Source organism: Mumia sp. ZJ1417 (genome assembly GCF_014127285.1).
Taxonomy (GTDB): domain Bacteria; phylum Actinomycetota; class Actinomycetes; order Propionibacteriales; family Nocardioidaceae; genus Mumia.
Genome location: NZ_CP059901.1, coordinates 2187085 through 2203924, shown reverse-complemented (window position 1 = coordinate 2203924; position 16840 = coordinate 2187085). Strand labels below are relative to the sequence as shown.

Sequence of the window (16840 nt, the reverse complement as noted above, 5' to 3'; positions counted from 1 at the left end):
CCTTCAACCTTCTGGAGTTCCCATGATCAACCCGCTGAGCCCACTGGGGTATCTCCTCACCATCCTGGACGTGCGTTGGCGCAAGGCACGCTCCGAGGAGGGCGCCTCGGCCGTCGAGTGGGTGGTGATCGCGGCCGTCGTGGTCGGCATCTGTATCGCGGTCGGAGGGATCCTCAAGGGAGCCCTCGAGGGCCAGGCGGACAAAATCGGCGACCAGATCGAGAACCCGTAAGACCGTGATGACCGATCGCGTACGACGGTGGCGCAGGCGACTGCGCCACCGCGATGAGGAGGGCTACTCCAGCATCGAGCTGGTCATGTACATGCCCCTGCTCATGATCGCGATCATCCTCACGGTCCAGGCCGCCTTCATCTATCTGGGCAACCAGGCGGTCTCCGCTGCGGCGCGTGAAGCATCCCGTACGGCACGCATCACCGCCGACCCGGCCGCTGCGGAGGCTCGCGGCCGTGCGTACGCCGCCAACCTCGGCGGTGGCATGATCTCCGACGTCAATGTCGCGGTGACACCCGTCGGGGGCGACCAGATGCGGACGGTCGTCTCCGCCGATGCTGTCCGGCTGCTCCCGTTCATCGGCGCGGTCCGTGTCACCGAAGAGGTGCAGGGCCCCATCGAGCAGTTCGTGGAGGATGCGCCGTGAGAGCACTGCGGCGTCCGCGGAGGCGGCTCATGGGCCGCGGCTGGGGGGAGGAGCGGGGGTCGATGTCGGTCGAGGTCGTCTTCTTCGTGCCGATCCTCGTGATGTTCACCCTCCTTGTCGTGGCGGGAGGGCGTTACGTCGCGGTCAAGGGCGACATCGAGGCCGCGGCACGCGACGCCGCGCGGGCCGCGTCGTTCGCCCGTACCGCCGACGAGGCCCGTACCGCCGCAGCCACCGTCGCGACGGCGGCGCTCGGCAGCACCGGCAGCTGCCGGGTCTCTGGCATCGGCGGCAACTTCTCCGCCGGCGGCATCGTCGAGGTGGACATGCGCTGCGAGGTGTCGAACCGTGGCCTCGGCCTCATCGGTCTCGGCGGCACCCAGACCCTGACCGCGAGCGGAGCAGCGCCGATCGACACCTACCGGAGGTACGGATGACCCGCGCGCTCACGGCGTGGCGCGACCGGACTCTGCGCCGCGCGTCCGGCGACGAGCGCGGTGCGGCGGCCGTCTTCGTCCTCGGCATGTCGATCGTCCTTCTGGTGTGTGCCGGTCTCGCGATCGACGGCGGCCTCGCCATCAACGCGCGCATGCGGGCAGCCGACGACGCTGAGCAGGCGGCCCGGATCGCCGCCGACTCGATCAACATCGAGCAGCTGCGCGCCGACGGCACGCTCGTCATCGATCAGCAGCTCGCCGGGACGCGCGCCGCCGGCTACCTGGCACGTCGCGGCTACGGCGCGGGGCAGTTCACCGTACGGGTCAACGCCGGCTCGGTCGACGTCGACGTGCGCGACTCCACCGACACGGCGTTCCTCGGGCTGGTGGGCATCCGTCGGTTCGACGTCAACGCCACCGCCCGCGCCGTCCCCGAGACCGAACCACAGTGATGCGATCATGAGCGACGACCGACCGTGCTGCCAGCAGGGGGAGCGATGACGAGGACCACATCTCGTGCGAAGGACGACCGCGCCGGTGACCCGACCCGGTTCGCCGAGGCGCGGATACCCCCACGGCAGAGCCGTCGGCCGCTGGAGGTTCTCGGAGCAGTCGCTGCCCTCGGCCTGCTGCTGGTCGGCCTTCCCGTCGCGCTCGTGCTGCTCTCCGGCCCTCCGCCGATCCCGACGAGCCTGCCATCGCTGACCGATGCGGCCCGTCAGCTCAGCATGGACGATCTCCTCACGGTGCTCGTGGCCGTCGTGTGGCTCGCCTGGGTGTGGTTCGTGGTGTGCGTCGTCGTCGAGGCCGTCGCAGCGCGCCGCGGTGGACTTGCCCGCACGGTGCCGCTCGCTGGCCCGCTCCAGCATCTCGCCCGCGTCCTCATCGGTGTGCTCCTGATGTCGGGCATCGTCGCGGGGCCCGCCCAGGCTGCGACCTCCGCCGCCGACCACGTGTCGCCGTCGACCCGCGTGGTCATGGTGGACTCCTCGCTCCAGCAGACCTCGGTGGTCGCTGGCGTCGATCAAGCCGGCGCTGCCAGCCAGGCCGACCGTGAGCACAGCCCGCTCGTCGGCAAGAAGGTCTACACCGTCAAGGCGCCGAAGGCCGGCTACCACGACAACCTGTGGGACATCGCCGAGCGCCATCTCGGCGACGGTCGTCGCTACCAGGAGATCTACCACCTCAACAAGGACCGCGAGCAGCCCGACGGCGGTCAGGTCGAGCTCGCGCGGCTGATCCATCCGGGCTGGGAGCTCGTGATGCCCGAGGACGCCGTCGGAGTCGAGCGCGTCGCCGCGCCGGCCCCCGCGCCCGTCGAGGCACCACCGATGCCGATGGACACTCCTGCCCCGGTCGACGACGCTGCGGAGACCGGTGGGGCAGAGGGCGGCGCGGACGGTGCCGGCGGCGCCGTCGAGACCGCTTCCGTCTTCAGCGACTCCGTGCGCTCGTACGGCGGCATCGGTCTGCTCGCTGCCGGAGTCCTCGGCGCTCTGGCGCTGCAGCGTCGGCGCCAGCGTGGCACCCGTGCGAGCGAGGACGCGCGTGCCGTCGAGGCCCACCTGCGTGTCTCGGCCACGACCGACCGGGTCCGCCGCCTCGACCACGCGCTGCGCACGCTGACCGCGACATGCCGTACGGAGGGTGCCGTGCCACCCCCGGCCTATGCGGCGTTCGTCGACGACGAGTCGGTCGAGCTGCTGCTGGCGCCCGCGCAGCCCAAGCCCTTCACGGGCTGGGAGGCGGTCGACGACGGCGCTCGCTGGCGCTCGACGGCCGATCCTCGGGGTTCGGTCCCCGCAGAGAGCGCCCCGTACCCGGGCCTGGTCGGGCTCGGAGTCGACGGCGAGGGACGGGACGTGCTCATCGACCTCGAGGCCGCCGGCGGTGTCGTCTCGCTCGTCGGCGACGTCGTGACCGCCGAGCAGGTCGCTGCAGCGATGGCGCTCCAGGCCGCGACCGCACCCTGGGCCGACGCCGTACGCGTCAGCATCTCCGACCTGCCGGACGAGATTGCGACGCTGGTCGAGGGCCGGGTCCGTGTGACGGACCTTGCTCAGGAGATCGGCGAGGTCGAGCAGTTCTACGCCGGACGTACGGACGACGTCCTCACCGGCCGGATGCGTCGCCGTGGGCTCTTCTCGCACCTCGTGGTCGCGGGGCGCGTCCCTGACGCGTCGATCGCCGAGCGCCTCGGTGCACTGGTCGGCGGCGGGCGGCGGACGTTGTCGATCGTCGTGGTGGGGGAGCATCGTGACTCGCGCTGGCAGCTGCACGTCGACGAGAACGGGACCCTGAGCGCCCCACAGCTCGGGCTGACCGTGGACGCCAACCGAGTGACGGCGGCCCAGGTGTCGGCCGTCGCGGAGCTCTTCGAGGCGTCGCGGACCGCGGACCGGCCCGACGACGGTCTCCGCATCCGGGTCAGTGCACCCGAGGTCACCCACGACGACGCGGCCTGGGCGACGGCGCAGCGCCGCATCGGCGTGCTGGGGCGTCTTGCTGTCCAGGGCGCCGGTCAGATCGCGGCCGATCGACGTCCGCTCGCCGAAGAGATGGTCGTCCACCTCGCGCTTCATCGCGAGGGCGTCCACCCGACCGTCCTCGCCGCGGCGCTGTGGCCGCGAGGCGTCACCGCCGACGTCCGCGACTCCGCCGTCGAGCGGGCGCGAGGCTGGCTGGGCTCGGACGTCGACGGCTCTCACCTGCTCCAGGAGACCGCCGACGGCCGACTGCGCCTCGCCGACTCGGTCGTCTGCGACTGGGATTGTGCACGCACCCTCTTCCTGCGGTCGCGGACGGTCTCGAGCGAGCGAGAAGAGGTCGAGATGCTGCGGCGCGGGCTCCAGCTCGTCCGGGGCGAGGCGTTCTCCGGGACGCCGCAGGGCCGGTACGCCTGGGTGTCCGAGGATGACCTGCCACGCGAGATCGCACGGGTGGTCGTGGACGCGGCTGACCGGCTTGCGACGCTGCTCGGCGAGGACGACCCGAGTGGAGCGTCCGACGCTGCGGCGGCAGGTCTGCGGGCCTGGCCGACCGAGCAGCGGCTGTGGCGCGCGATGGTCCGCTCGCGTCACGCGATGAGCGGCGTCGCGGGCGTCATGCAGACCGTCGAGGCGATGATCGCGCGCATGGACGGGGTCCCGCTCGAGGCGGAGACAGAGGCGTTGCTCGACGAGCTCATGCCGACCGGCTCCGGCGGGACGCTGGCCGGCGCGAACTGACTCCGGCGCCCGTTCGGCAGTGCGCCAGCGTCCACGTCCGCACGGTGTCATGGCCCTCCTGCGGGACCTGGACCGTACGGAGGACGCCGTCCGCCGAGGGTGGATGCTCGCCGTCGGTGAGTGGGCGTCCACGGGCAGCCCGCGTCGGCGGGTAGGCGCCCAAGGCCCGGCCCGCGTGCGTGCCCCGCGCCTGCGTGCGTCAGGGAGTTGCTTGCGGGACCTGGACCGTACGGAGGACGCCGTCGCCGAGGTTGGCCATGACGCGCCCGGGCGTCGTGGGTGCGCCCATCGAGCTGCGCGGGATCCGGACACCGATGAGCTCGCCGTCGGTGACGCTCGATGCGGCAAGGAGGAGCCCCTGGCGGCCCTTCATGTCGACCTGCCACCCGCTGAACCCGCTCGCAACCGCGTCCGAGTCACCGCCGAGCACGATCGCGCGCCCACGGTCGCCGCCGGTCCGTAGGACGGACTTGAGGTAGTCCTTCGCGTCGATGTCCTTGAGCAGCTCGCCGTCATCGACGATCAGCACGACCGGTCCGTCGCCCTCGTCCATGAGCGGCTGGAGCTCGTCGGTCCGCAGGTCGGCGTCGGTGAGCACAGCGCGAACGCCCGCGCGTCCGGCCAGGTCCCGCAGCGGCGACGGCCGAGGAGCGGCGAGGACGACCTCCGCGCCGCCGCGCAGCAGCGACTCGGCGACCGAGAGCAGCGCGGTGGATCGGCCGCTGCGTGCCGGACCGGCGATGATCGCCGCCGGGGTACGGGCGAGGTCCAGACCGAGCGCGGTGAGCTCGTCGCCGCCCACGCCGATCAGGCCCCACGGCATCGGCGCGAACGGCTCGGCCCGCAGGTCCCACGCCTCGTCGAAGCCGATCCGGGTCGGGAGCACGTCGACGCGGAACGGACGTGCCGCACGGGGGACGTCCGACCAACGCTCACGCGACCACGCGCCGACCGCCCGCAGCGCGGCCGCCTGGGCTTGTCCGCCGGGCTCGCCGTCGAGCAATGCGAACTGGAGCTCGAGGCCGCTTTCGGAGCGGAAGCCGCGACCCTCGGGGATCTCCTCGGGCATCTTGCGCGGCTGCAGGCCGAGCAGCGAGTAGTCGGCGCGATCGGGCAGGCGCAGGCTGATCTTGTCCTCGAACAGCGAGCCGAGCCGGACGTTCACGAGCTGACGGTCGCCGGTCACGATGAGGTGGATGCCGACCGAGGCACCCTCGCGGAGGAACGTCTGCACCTGGTCGAGAGGCGTACCGCCGTCGAGCTCGGCGAGCGATCCGAGGAACCCCTCCCACCGGTCGAGCATGACGACGACGTGCGGCAGCCGCTCGTCCGGTGCGACCGACGACCGCTGCTCGGTGAGGTCGGCGAACCCGCCCTCGGCCAGCACCTCCTGGCGGCGCGCGAGCTCGGCGCGCAGCCGCGTGAACAGGCGCGTCGCACGATCGGTCTGGGTCCGCTGCACCACGGCCCCGCAGTGCGGGAGGTCGGCGAGCGGGAGGAGGGCACCGTTGCCGCAGTCGAGCCCGTACAGGTGGACGTCGGCGGGGCTCACCAGCGAGGCGATCGCGGCGGCCATGGTGCGCAGGGCCTGCGACCGCCCGCTGCGCGGGCCGCCGACGATCGCGAGGTGCGAGAACGAGGCGAAGTCGATGACGGCCGGACGCTGGTCCTGCTCGGCAGGGTGGTCCTCGCGGGCGTACGGGATTGGCGGCAGCGCGGGCGAGGTTGCTGCGCGGCTCGCGCCCAGGAGGTCGGACAACCGCACGTCGGTCGCCAGCGAGGGCAGCCAGGGGCTGTGCTGGCGCTCCAGCCCCAGCTGGTCGTTGGCCGTACGGATGGCCTCGACGAGCACCGTGAGATCGGTGATCTCGGCGTCGTCGGTCACCGCGACCTTCGGGCGCAGCGGGATCGGCTGCGCGAGGTCTGCGAGCCCGAGAGAGCTGACCCACGGGACGCTCGCGGTGTTGACGGTGCCCGGACGCCGACCACCGACGCGACCGGACTGGAACGGCACGAGCGAGTTGGCGCCGAGCCTGACGTACGCGCGGCCGGGCGTGGCCTTGGAGATGCTCCCGGCCTCCGGGGCGTCGATGACGTCGCTGCTCTCGGAGCCGTCGGTGACGCGCAGCGCGATCCGCAGGTTCGTGTTGGCACGGATCTCGGGCGAGACGACGCCGGACGGTCGCTGCGTGGCGAGGATCAGGTGGATCCCGAGCGAGCGGCCACGCTGCGCGATGTTGACCAGGCCGGTGACGAAGTCGGGCAGCTCGCGGGCGAGCGAGGCGAACTCGTCGATGACGATGAGCAGTCGGGGCATCGCCGCCAGCTCGGGGCGCTTGACCTGGAGGTCGACGTAGTCCTCGATGTCCTTCGCACCGGCGGCGGCGAGGATGTGCTCGCGCCGGGTGAGCTCGGCACCGAGCGAGATGAGCGCCCGCTCGACGAGGTGCGTGTCGAGGTCGGTGACCATCCCGACCGTGTGGGGGAGGTCGACGCAGTCCTTGAAGGCGGCACCACCCTTGTAGTCGACCAGCACGAACGTCATGCCGTCGGGACGGTTCGCGACGGCGAGTGACGCGACGATCGTCTGGAGGAGCTCCGACTTGCCGGCACCGGTCGTACCGGCGACGAGACCGTGCGGCCCGTCCTTGCGCATGTCGATGGCGAACGGGCCGTCGAGGGACACCCCGACCACGGCCTCCGTCGAGCGTGGGCTGACCGCCCAGCGAGCACGGACGAGGTCCGGGGTCGGAGGCTCGATGGACATCACCTCCGTGAGGCGGCAGGCCGCGGGAAGGACGGAGTCGTCGTCGCCGCCGGAGATGTCGCGCAGCGGTGCGAGCGCCCGCGCGACGCGGTGCAGCCAGCGGTGGCCGACGACGTCGGGCATGATCGCGTCGACCATCGTCACCCGCTGCTGGCGGAGGGCGAGGCCGTGTGGAGCTTGGAGCACGACCGCGGTGGCCTCCTCCGGGAGGAGGCGCTCGTCGGCGTCGAGGCACAGCGCATAGATGCCGACCGACGGTCCTTGCTTGAGCAGGGCGACGACACCGGGCAGGCTGCGCAGGCGGCGTGCCCCGTCGATGACGACGACGATGTCGGGTGCGTCGAGCTTCTTGCCCGAGCCGCCCTTGCGCATCGCGGCCTGCCGGGCGGCGAGAGCCGCCGAGAGCTCGGCGATACGGCGTGCGCAGGTCTCCGTGTCGTTGCCGATCGTGACGACGGTGTCCTGGCCGAACTGCGGGCGCGCGTGGGGGAGCCAGCGGACCCACTCCCACGACGCTGCGCCCTGCGCGTCGGTGAGGACGTACACCTGGGTGTCGCGCGGGCTCTGAAGGACAGCGAGCTGCGCGACGGCCCAGCTCGCCACCTGGCGAGGGATGTCGTCGCGGCCGGCGATGCCGACGACGCCGCGTTCGCGCAGCGAGACGGCGATGGGGACGTCGTAGGCCGTACGGAACGTGGTGCGGCGGTGCTCGAGCTGTTCAGGATCCTCGACGGTCACCTCGGACGGCAGGTCGCCGACGCCCAGTCGTACGGTCAGGTAGTCGGGGTCGGTGGTCCGGCGCTCCCACAGCCGGGCTCGTGGGCCGTTGGCGACGAGCATCGTCAACGCCGGGTCGGGAGCCTCGAGGCGGCGGGCGAGCCGCTCGTCGACGACCGCCTGCTCGATGTCGGCCTCGGTGCTGGTCTTGCGCTCGCGGTACTCGGCGAGCTTGCGCCGGTATGACTGCTTGCCCTGCTTGCGGGACTGCACCCACGACGCGAGCATCATCAGCGGCGAGAAGATCGCCATCGTGAGCATGTACCAGCGCTGGGTCATCACGGCGAGGCCGACGCCGAGGAACACCGGTGCCAGCATGACCATCCAGGGCAGCCCCGGCTTCGCGTCCTCGCTCGGCGGGCTCGGGAGCCGGAACGTCGTCGGCCGCTCGGGTGGCAGCAGACGCGGCGGGCGGTTGTAGTCGAGCCAGCCGGCCTCTGCGCTGTCGTCGAGTGCGGCGTCGGGACCGGTGACCTCCTCGAGCTCGAGGATCACGCTGCCCAGGACCAGCTGGGCGCCGATCGCCCACGCTGTCGCCTCCGTAGTCACCGGCTCGCGTTCGAGCGTCAGGGCTTCGCGGCCCGAGGCGACGGTCTCCGCGAGCACGTCCGACGCGCCGTCGGCCGCCCGTACGGTCACTGCCCCGCTCATGTCGACGTCGAGGGTCACGCACAACGGCGGGATGCGGGGATCGGGCAGGCAGATCGTGCAGCCACGCTCCGAGCCGACGGTGGCCGTGCCGAACGAGAGACGGTGCACGGCGCCTGCGCCCGGCCCCGTGACGACCCGGACCTCCGCCAGACCATCGGGCTCGTCCAGCTGCAGCGCACTCGGGCTGTCGACGGTGAGGAGGGCGCCGTGCTTCAGACCGGACTCGGCGACCGGGACCTGGGTGTCGACGCTCTCGCCGCGGTAGTAGACCGTCGGAGCGGGTGGTGTCGACACCGTCGCGCCGAGCGCGCGGCCGTCGCGGTGCGCGGCCAGCGAGATGACGTCGGCCGTGTCGGGAGCCGGCATCGCGACGGGGGAGTGGCCGAGCAGATGACGGAGCACCTCGCCGGTCGGGGTGGCGTCGTCGGCCTCGACGACGACGTCTCGCCACGAGCCCGTCGCGGGGTTGGACACGGTGACCTCGACACGCATGCGCGCAAGGATAGTTGCGCCGTGGTTCGGCCCGATCGGAGCGGGTTCGTGGTTGCCGGGCTGACCCTCGCCGCGTCTAGAGTGCTTGCGGACCATATACCTCGGTTCGGTCCGGTGGCCTTCGACAGCGGCGGTCGCGGATCACCCACACGACGAGAGGAACGCAGCATGGCGAACATGAACGTCACCTACGCCGAGATGGAGTCGGCGGCGACAAAGCTCACCGACGGGCAGACGGAGATCGAGGGCACCCTCTCGAAGCTCAAGTCGCTCGTCGACCAGCTCGTCTCCGACGGCTACGTCACGGACAAGTCCTCCAAGGCATTCAACGAGTCCTACGAGGAGTTCAACACCGGCGTCAAGCAGACCATCGAGGGTCTGACCGGCATGAGCCAGTACCTCACGAAGGCCGCCGAGGCGCTCGCGCAGACCGACGAGCAGCTCGCCAGCGCGCTCAAGGGCTGACCAGCTCACCGACGTCACACCCGCGCGAGCCGACGTTCGACCACCGAACGCCGGCTCGCGCCGTGCTGTGCGGTGCCGTTCCGTCGAGACCGGCACGGTACGGTGCCTACGACCTCCTGGAGAAAGGGCCCTCTCGTGCGCATGCGGTGGATCGCCTCGATGGCGGCGGTGTTGCTCCTCGTGACCGGTTGCGGCGGCGACGACGAGGACGCGGGTGCGTCCGTCTCGGCCGCGCAGGCGACGATCACGACCAACCACGGCGACATCACCGTGACGCTCTTCCCTGACGAGGCACCTGAGACCGTCGCAAACTTCGTCGGTCTCGCGACCGGCGACAAGGAGTGGACCGACCCGGAGTCGGGCGACAAGAAGGACGAGCCGCTCTACGACGACACCGTCTTCCACCGTGTGATCCCTGGCTTCATGATCCAAGGCGGCGACCCGCTCGGCACGGGCGTGGGCGGTCCTGGGTACGAGTTCGAGGACGAGATCGTCGACAGCCTCACGTTCGATCGCCCCTACCTGCTGGCGATGGCCAACGCGGGCCCGGACACCAACGGCTCCCAGTTCTTCATCACGACGGCCGAGACCCCGCACCTCGACGGACTGCACACGATCTTCGGCGAGGTCGCCGACGACGCGAGCAAGGCGGTCGTCGACGAGATCTCCGCGGTGCAGACCGGTGAGATGGATGCGCCCGTCGAGCCCGTGGTGATCGAGTCCGTCGTCGTGGCCGACTGACCCGACTCCGTACACTGGCTGGTGGCCGAGATCTCGGCCTCCGGAGGCGTCGACGTCTCCTTCTCCCTTTCTCCCACCTCCCAGGAGTAGCTCCGCCATGATCAGCGTCCACGACCTCGAGCTGCGCGTGGGCGCACGCGTCCTCATGTCGGGGGCGACGTTCCAGGTCGCCGACGGCGACAAGGTCGGTCTGGTGGGGCGCAACGGAGCGGGCAAGACCACGCTCACGAAGATCCTCGCCGGCGAGGGCACTGACCCGACCGCGGGGACGATCACCCGCCGCGGGACCATCGGCTACCTCCCGCAGGACCCGCGCACCGGCGACCCTGAGCAGAGCGCCCGCGACCGGATCCTGTCCGCGCGCGGCCTCGACGAGGTCTACCGGGCATTGCGGCGTTCGGAGATCGAGATGGGCTCCGACGACGACGCGATCCGCGACAAGGCGATGAGGCGCTACGCGCGCGCCGACGCCGAGCTGCACGCCGGAGGCGGGTACGCCGCGGCGTCCGAGGCCGCCACGATCGCCGCCAGCCTGGGGCTGCCCGACCGGATCCTCGAGCAGCCCCTGAAGACGCTCTCGGGCGGCCAGCGGCGCCGGATCGAGCTGGCACGCATCCTTTTCCTCGGTGCCGACACGCTCCTGCTCGACGAGCCGACCAACCATCTCGACGCCGACTCGATCGTGTGGCTGCGCAACTTCCTCATGTCGTACAGGGGCGGTGTCGTCATCATCAGCCACGACGTCGTGCTCCTCGAGGACGTCGTCACCAAGGTTTTCCACCTCGACGCGAACCGTGCCGAGATCGACGTCTACAACATGGGGTGGCGCAAGTACCTCGAGCAGCGTGAGACCGACGAGCGCCGCCGCAAGCGCGAGCGCTCCAACGCCGAGCGCAAGGCGTCGACCCTGATGGCGCAGGCCGACAAGATGCGGGCCAAGGCCACGAAGGCGACCGCTGCCCAGAACATGGCGCGCCGTGCCGAGAAGATGCTGGCCGGGCTCGAGGGTGAGCGTGCGGCCGACCGGGTCGCCAAGATCGACTTCCCGACCCCGGCGCCGGTCGGCAAGACGCCGCTGATGGCCGAAGGCCTGTCCAAGTCGTACGGGTCGCTGGAGATCTTCACCGACGTGGACCTCGCGATCGACCGCGGCAGCCGCGTCGTGATCCTCGGGCTCAACGGCGCCGGCAAGACGACGCTGCTGCGCATCCTCGGCGGCCTCGACGCGTCCGACACCGGCGAGATCCGTCCTGGTCACGGGCTCAAGCTGGGCTACTACGCGCAGGAGCACGAGACGCTCGACCTGGAACGCTCGGTCCTCGAGAACATGCAGTCGGCCGCGCCCTCGCTGACCGACACGCAGGCGCGCAGCGTGCTCGGCGCCTTCCTCTTCAGCGGCGACGATGCGCACAAGCCGTCACGGGTCCTCTCCGGCGGCGAAAAGACCCGCCTGGCGTTGGCGACGCTGATCGTCTCCCAGGCGAACGTCCTCCTGCTCGACGAGCCCACCAACAACCTCGACCCTGCGTCGCGCGAGGAGGTGCTGGGGGCGATCCGTTCGTACCAAGGCGCGATCGTGCTCGTCACCCACGACGAGGGTGCGGTCGAGGCGCTCCAGCCCGACCGCGTGCTCATCCTCCCCGACGGCGTCGAGGACCTCTGGACCGCCGACTACCAGGAGCTCATCAGCCTCGCCTGAGGCCCCGACGCACCTCGCTCGATAGCCTCACCCTCATGAGCTATCCCTCTTCCGAGTCGCTTGGTGCCGCCGGGCTCGACGTCGCCGTCGACGGTCCCGTCCTCACCGTCACCCTGAACCGCCCTGATGTCCGCAACGCCCAGACGCCAGCCATGTGGCGCGCGCTCGCCGCGGTCGGTGCCGCGGTCGGCGACGACGTCAGGGTGGTCGTCGTGCGCGGGGGCGGCGCGTCGTTCTCCGCAGGTCTCGACCGCGCGATGCTGAGCCCGCAGGGCATCGAGGGCGAGCGTGGCTTCCCCGAGATGGCCGCGGGCAGCGTGGAGAAGTTCGACGCCACGGTCGCCTCGTACCAGGAGGGCTTCACCTGGTTGCGCGACCCACGGTTCGTCTCCGTGGCCGTCGTCCAGGGCCATGCGGTCGGTGCCGGGTTCCAGCTGGCGCTCGCCTGCGACCTGCGGATCGTCGCCGACGACGCCCAGCTCTGCATGAAGGAGCCCGCGCTCGGGCTCGTCCCCGATCTCACCGGCACCAAGCCGCTCGTGGAGGCCGTCGGGTACGCCCGTGCGCTGGAGATCTGCGCGACTGCCCGGTGGGTGCCTGCCGAGGAGGCCACGCGCCTCGGGATCGCGCTGGAGACCGTACCCCTCGCTGAGCTCGACACCCGGCTCGCTGACCTCGTCGCAGCCCTCACCGCAGCCCCGCACGGAGCGGTGAGCGCCACGAAGGCGCTGCTGCAGTCGGCAGGCAGTCTCGACCTCGCGGCCCAGGCGAAGGCCGAGCGCCGCGCGCAGCACGGCCGGTTCCGGGCTGTTCTCGCGGCCGCAGGGGGAGCCCGATGAGCCTCGGACTGGAGGGACGAGCGTACGTCCTCACCGGCGCGAGCCGTGGGCTCGGGCTTGCCAGCGCGCAGTGCCTCGTCGACCAGGGGGCGTCGGTGGTGGTCACCGGGCGCGATGCCGACGCCGTCGAGGTCGCGGTCGCCCAGCTGGGGGCGGAGCGGGCGACCGGCGTGGTCGCGGACAACGCCGATCCCGGTACGCCCGCCGAGGTGCTGCGCGCGGTGACGGAGCGCTACGGCCGCTTCGACGGCCTGCTGGTCAGCGTCGGTGGTCCGCCGGGCGGCACGCTCGCCGACGTGACGGACGACCAGTGGCGCGGCGCGTTCGAGTCGGTCTTCCTGGGCGCGGTGAGGCTCGTCCGCGAGCTGGCTCCCGCCCTCGGCGACGGCGGAGCGATCGCCCTCGTGCTCTCGTCGTCGGTACGGACACCGATCGGCGGCCTGTCGATCAGCAACGGCCTGCGGCCAGGGCTGGCCATGCTCACGAAGGAGCTGGCTGACGAGCTCGGACCCCGGGGCGTACGGGTCAACGGGCTGCTGCCGGGCCGGATCGAGACCGACCGCGTCCGCCACCTCGACTCGCTGGCGGACGACCCTCAGGCTGCGCGTGCGGCCTCGGAGCGGTCGATCCCGCTGCGGCGGTACGGGCGTCCAGAGGAGTTCGGGGCGGCAGCAGCGTTTCTGCTGTCACCTGCGGCTTCGTACGTCACCGGAGTCATGCTCCCGGTCGACGGAGGCGCCCTCCGGTCGCTGTGAGCCGGTCGTGCCCGCTCGGGCGGCGGCGGCGCGCTCCGCGGCCGCGCGGGCGGCAGGAACGCTGCGTTGGCCGGGACGGGCATGGCCCGCCTTGCGGGGACCGCGCGGGTGGGCCTCGGCCCACGCGAACCATCCGAAGCCGATGACACCGAGTGCCCCGAAGAACCACCACTGCAGGCCGTAGAAGAAGTGCGGTCCCTGGCCATACTCGGGCCCGTCGGGAAGGATGAACTCGTCGTTGGGCGGGTCCTGCTCCTCAAGAAGCAGGTAGCCGCCCTCGTACAGGGGATAGTCGAGGGCCGGTGCGACCCCGAGCGTCGAGACGGCACGCACCTGGCCTGCCTCGTCGGGCTGGGTGGCGGACAGGGGGACGTGGTCGTTGGCACGCCACCAGCCGACCACCGTGACCTCTCCGGAAGGCGGGGTGGGGACGTCGACGTCCGCGCCGGTCCGGTTCGCAGACGGGAGCCAGCCGCGCTCGACGAGGACGGCCGTGCCGTCAGCGGTACGGAGGGGAGTGACGATGTCGACTCCGGAGCCCTCGTCACGGGTCTGGTACTTGACGATGAGGTTGTTCGCGGTGTCGTACGTGCCGGTGACCGTGACCTGGCGCCACTCGTTGCTCTCGGCCTCGTCGATGTCGGAGGTCGCGACCTTCGAAGGCGCGACGGGCGTCGACTCCACGTTCTGCCGCGTGACCTCGTTGCGTGCGACCTTGTCGTCGAGGCGGCCGAACTGCCAGAACCCCAACCACGTGCAGACCCCGGCCAGCAGGACCACGAACAGCGCGAACGCGAGCCAGCGGCGGGTCAGGAGGAACCGGTACACGTCCCGACGTTACCTAACGGCTCCACACTGCCACCGATGGAGGTCTGCGTGCCTAGACTGATGTCATGACTGCCGAGACCCTCGCGCAGACCGCAGCAACGCTCGCCGACCGCCACGGTCGGGTGGCCACTGATCTGCGCGTCTCGCTCACCGACCGCTGCAACCTGCGCTGCCAGTACTGCATGCCGGCTGAGGGCTTGGACTGGATGCCGACGGAGCAGACGCTGACCGACGACGAGGTCGTCCGGCTCGTCACGATCGCGGTGGAGCGGCTCGGTGTGACCGATGTACGGTTCACGGGCGGAGAGCCCTTGCTCCGGCGCGGGCTGGCGGGCATCGTCACCGCGACCAAGGCGCTCTCCCCGACGCCGACGGTGTCGCTGACCTCGAACGGTCTCGGGCTCAAGCACACCGCGGGAGCGCTGGCCGAGGCCGGGCTCGACCGGGTCAACATCAGCCTCGACACGATCCGCCCGGACACCTTCGAGCAGATCACCCGTCGTGACCGGCACGCCGACGTCGTCGCCGGGCTCGAGGCCGCCCAGGAGGCGGGGATCGCCCCGGTGAAGGTCAACGCGGTGCTGCTGCGCGGCATCAACGACGACCAGGCCCCTGAGCTGCTCGCCTGGTGCCTCGACCGGGGCTACCGTCTGCGGTTCATCGAGCAGATGCCGCTGGACGCCCAGCACGTCTGGGACCGCAGCTCGATGGTGACGGCGGACGAGATCTTCGAGAAGCTGGCCCCGTACATGACGCTGACACCGGCGAACCGAGACCGAGGCTCGGCGCCGGCCGAGGAGTTCCTCGTGGACGGTGGTCCCGCGACGGTCGGCATCATCGCCTCGGTGACGCGGCCGTTCTGCGGCGACTGCGACCGGGTCCGGCTGACGGCCGACGGGCAGGTCCGCAACTGCCTCTTCGCCCGTGAGGAGTCCGACCTGCGGGCGGCGCTGCGCGGGGGAGCATCGGACGACGAGATCGCCGACCGCTGGCGCGCCGCGATGTGGACGAAGCTTCCCGGTCACGGCATCGACGACGTCGGGTTCCTGCAGCCGAGCCGCCCGATGTCGGCCATCGGCGGCTAGCCGAGCGGCGGGCGGGACGGGCGGCGCGAACCGTCAGCCGACGTCGGAGGAGACCGGCTGGGTCTCCTTCCAGAAGCCACGGGCCGACAGGAACTGGCGCAGCGACTCCTCGTGCGCGTCGCACGCGAGCCACGTCTTGCGCCGGTCCGGCGTGTGGATCTTGGGGTTGTTCCACAGGAGCGCGTGCTTCGCGGGGTTCTCGCAGCCCTTCGCGGAGCAGGTCAGGGTCTCGTCGTTCACCGGGGTCCTGTCGTTGTGTCAGGGTCATCGGTCTCGTCGGCGGGCTTGGTCACCGGGCCGGTCGTGATCTCGCCGATCGGCTCGGGGTGGAGCACGTCGGCCTGGTCGACGGGCTTGCGGCGCGCCGTGTTCGCGAAGACGACGGCGACGTAGGGCAGGAAGAGAGCGCCGAGGATGAAGAACCACCGAGCCCATCCGTCGACCACGACGGCGAGCAGGAAGCAGATCGTACGGATCAGCATCGACACCAGGTAGCGGTTCTGGCGGTGCCTCAGCTCTTCGCTGCGGGCCACCTGCGCCGTGGTGATGCTGACACGGTCGGCATGGCGATCCTCCATCCCTCCACGGTACGCCAGTCGATCAGCGGCATGATGGGCAGTATGACGAACCGTACGTACCGCATCACCGAGATCGTGGGCACCTCGACCGAGGGCGTCTCCGACGCGATCACCAACGGCATCGAGCGGGCCTCGAAGACCCTGCGTCACCTGGACTGGTTCGAGGTGGAGGGCATTCGCGGGCACATCGAGGGAGACCGGGTCGATCACTACCAGGTCACCCTCAAGATCGGGTTCCGCCTCGAGGACGACGAGTAATTCGTGAAGCAGCTGGTCGTGGTCCGGCACGCCAAGGCCGAGGGGTCGGCGTCCACCGACCTGGCCCGGGCGCTGACGCGGCGCGGTCACGACGACGCCCGGCGCCGCGGTGAGCAGCTCACCGACTTCGTGACCGGGACCGCGCTCGCGCTCGTCTCGCCGGCGGTACGGACGCGCGAGACGTTCGACGAGGTCAACGCGTCGCTCGGCCTCGCACCGGCCCACGTGGCGTACCCCCCGAGCCTGTACGAGGCCAGCGCGCACCGGGTCCTTCAAGAGGTGCGTGCCGTCGACGGCGAGCCAAGCACGATCGTCGTCGTCGGGCACAACCCGTCGATGGGCGACCTCGTCTGGATGCTCCACGACGGGACGCACAACGGCGCGTGGAAGGCGTACGGCGACCGTGGTTTCCCGACGTCGGCCGCCGCCGTGCTGACGTACGACGGGGACTGGTTCGACATCGATCCACGGACGATGCGGCTCGAGGACTACCTCGCCCCGTCGCCCCGCTGACCCCCGGGACGTCATACGGATCGAGGGTTCCGACCCTCGATCCGTATGACGTCCCGGGAGGGGTTGCGG

Annotated in this window: 17 protein-coding genes; 13 read left to right on the top strand and 4 right to left on the bottom strand. The window is 71.2% G+C overall.

Annotated elements, in window-relative coordinates:
* The first annotated feature begins 22 nt into the window (after positions 1–22).
* The 5 genes from H4N58_RS10785 to H4N58_RS10765 are packed head-to-tail and all read left to right on the top strand — an operon-like array spanning position 23 to position 4323.
* Positions 23–232 (top strand): hypothetical protein, encoded by a 210-nt coding sequence (locus tag H4N58_RS10785; RefSeq protein ID WP_167002936.1) that lies wholly within the window; start codon positions 23–25, stop codon positions 230–232.
* A 7-nt stretch (positions 233–239) separates the two neighbouring features.
* Positions 240–659: a TadE/TadG family type IV pilus assembly protein gene (locus H4N58_RS10780; protein WP_167002934.1), complete on the top strand. Its 420-nt coding sequence runs from the start codon at positions 240–242 to the stop codon at positions 657–659.
* Positions 656–1096 (top strand): TadE/TadG family type IV pilus assembly protein, encoded by a 441-nt coding sequence (locus H4N58_RS10775; RefSeq protein WP_243845117.1) that lies wholly within the window; start codon positions 656–658, stop codon positions 1094–1096. The genes H4N58_RS10780 and H4N58_RS10775 overlap by 4 nt, the downstream gene beginning before the upstream one ends.
* On the top strand, positions 1093–1548 hold the full coding sequence (locus H4N58_RS10770) for a TadE/TadG family type IV pilus assembly protein (RefSeq protein WP_167250860.1): 456 nt from the start codon (positions 1093–1095) through the stop codon (positions 1546–1548). Before H4N58_RS10775 ends, H4N58_RS10770 begins: the two co-directional genes overlap by 4 nt.
* Before the next feature lie 45 nt (positions 1549–1593).
* Positions 1594–4323: a hypothetical protein gene (locus tag H4N58_RS10765; RefSeq protein WP_167250862.1), complete on the top strand. Its 2730-nt coding sequence runs from the start codon at positions 1594–1596 to the stop codon at positions 4321–4323.
* 199 nt (positions 4324–4522) lie between these two features.
* On the opposite strand, the gene H4N58_RS10760 is transcribed toward H4N58_RS10765, so the two are convergent.
* Positions 4523–9010 (bottom strand): FtsK/SpoIIIE domain-containing protein, encoded by a 4488-nt coding sequence (locus H4N58_RS10760; RefSeq protein WP_167250864.1) that lies wholly within the window; start codon positions 9008–9010, stop codon positions 4523–4525.
* A 168-nt stretch (positions 9011–9178) separates the two neighbouring features.
* On the opposite strand from H4N58_RS10760, the gene H4N58_RS10755 reads away from it, so the two are divergent.
* The 5 genes from H4N58_RS10755 to H4N58_RS10735 all read left to right on the top strand — a co-directional run bounded on the left by H4N58_RS10755 (position 9179) and on the right by H4N58_RS10735 (position 13509).
* On the top strand, positions 9179–9475 hold the full coding sequence (locus tag H4N58_RS10755; protein WP_167002926.1) for a WXG100 family type VII secretion target: 297 nt from the start codon (positions 9179–9181) through the stop codon (positions 9473–9475).
* A gap of 135 nt (positions 9476–9610) precedes the next feature.
* Positions 9611–10216: a peptidylprolyl isomerase gene (locus H4N58_RS10750; RefSeq protein WP_279587865.1), complete on the top strand. Its 606-nt coding sequence runs from the start codon at positions 9611–9613 to the stop codon at positions 10214–10216.
* 97 nt (positions 10217–10313) lie between these two features.
* Positions 10314–11915 carry an ABC-F family ATP-binding cassette domain-containing protein gene (locus H4N58_RS10745; protein WP_167002924.1) on the top strand — a complete coding sequence of 534 codons (1602 nt, stop codon included), beginning with the start codon at positions 10314–10316 and terminating at the stop codon, positions 11913–11915.
* A gap of 35 nt (positions 11916–11950) precedes the next feature.
* A complete protein-coding gene (locus tag H4N58_RS10740) occupies positions 11951–12754 on the top strand; it encodes an enoyl-CoA hydratase/isomerase family protein (protein WP_167250866.1) in 804 nt (267 codons plus the stop codon).
* Positions 12751–13509, top strand: coding sequence for an SDR family oxidoreductase (locus H4N58_RS10735; RefSeq protein ID WP_167002920.1), 759 nt, complete (start codon positions 12751–12753; stop codon positions 13507–13509). The genes H4N58_RS10740 and H4N58_RS10735 overlap by 4 nt, the downstream gene beginning before the upstream one ends.
* On the opposite strand, the gene H4N58_RS10730 is transcribed toward H4N58_RS10735, so the two are convergent.
* Positions 13441–14337, bottom strand: coding sequence for an SURF1 family protein (locus H4N58_RS10730; protein ID WP_167250868.1), 897 nt, complete (start codon positions 14335–14337; stop codon positions 13441–13443). The genes H4N58_RS10735 and H4N58_RS10730 overlap by 69 nt on opposite strands.
* Positions 14338–14402: 65 nt before the next feature.
* Here H4N58_RS10730 and moaA point away from each other — a divergent pair, with 65 nt between their 5' ends.
* Positions 14403–15422 carry a GTP 3',8-cyclase MoaA gene (gene moaA, locus H4N58_RS10725; RefSeq protein WP_167002916.1) on the top strand — a complete coding sequence of 340 codons (1020 nt, stop codon included), beginning with the start codon at positions 14403–14405 and terminating at the stop codon, positions 15420–15422.
* Positions 15423–15455: 33 nt separating this feature from the next.
* On the opposite strand, the gene H4N58_RS10720 is transcribed toward moaA, so the two are convergent.
* Both H4N58_RS10720 and H4N58_RS10715 read right to left on the bottom strand, forming a co-directional pair.
* On the bottom strand, positions 15456–15662 hold the full coding sequence (locus tag H4N58_RS10720; RefSeq protein ID WP_167002914.1) for an acetone carboxylase: 207 nt from the start codon (positions 15660–15662) through the stop codon (positions 15456–15458).
* Positions 15659–16000, bottom strand: a complete 342-nt coding sequence (locus tag H4N58_RS10715) for a DUF3099 domain-containing protein (RefSeq protein WP_167002912.1) — start codon at positions 15998–16000, stop codon at positions 15659–15661. Before H4N58_RS10715 ends, H4N58_RS10720 begins: the two co-directional genes overlap by 4 nt.
* Before the next feature lie 42 nt (positions 16001–16042).
* Between H4N58_RS10715 and H4N58_RS10710 the strand changes: the two genes are divergently transcribed.
* Entirely contained in the window at positions 16043–16258 is a 216-nt protein-coding gene (locus H4N58_RS10710; protein ID WP_167002910.1) for a dodecin, read from the top strand.
* 3 nt (positions 16259–16261) lie between these two features.
* Positions 16262–16771: a histidine phosphatase family protein gene (locus tag H4N58_RS10705; protein ID WP_167002908.1), complete on the top strand. Its 510-nt coding sequence runs from the start codon at positions 16262–16264 to the stop codon at positions 16769–16771.
* The last annotated feature ends 69 nt before the right edge of the window (positions 16772–16840 follow it).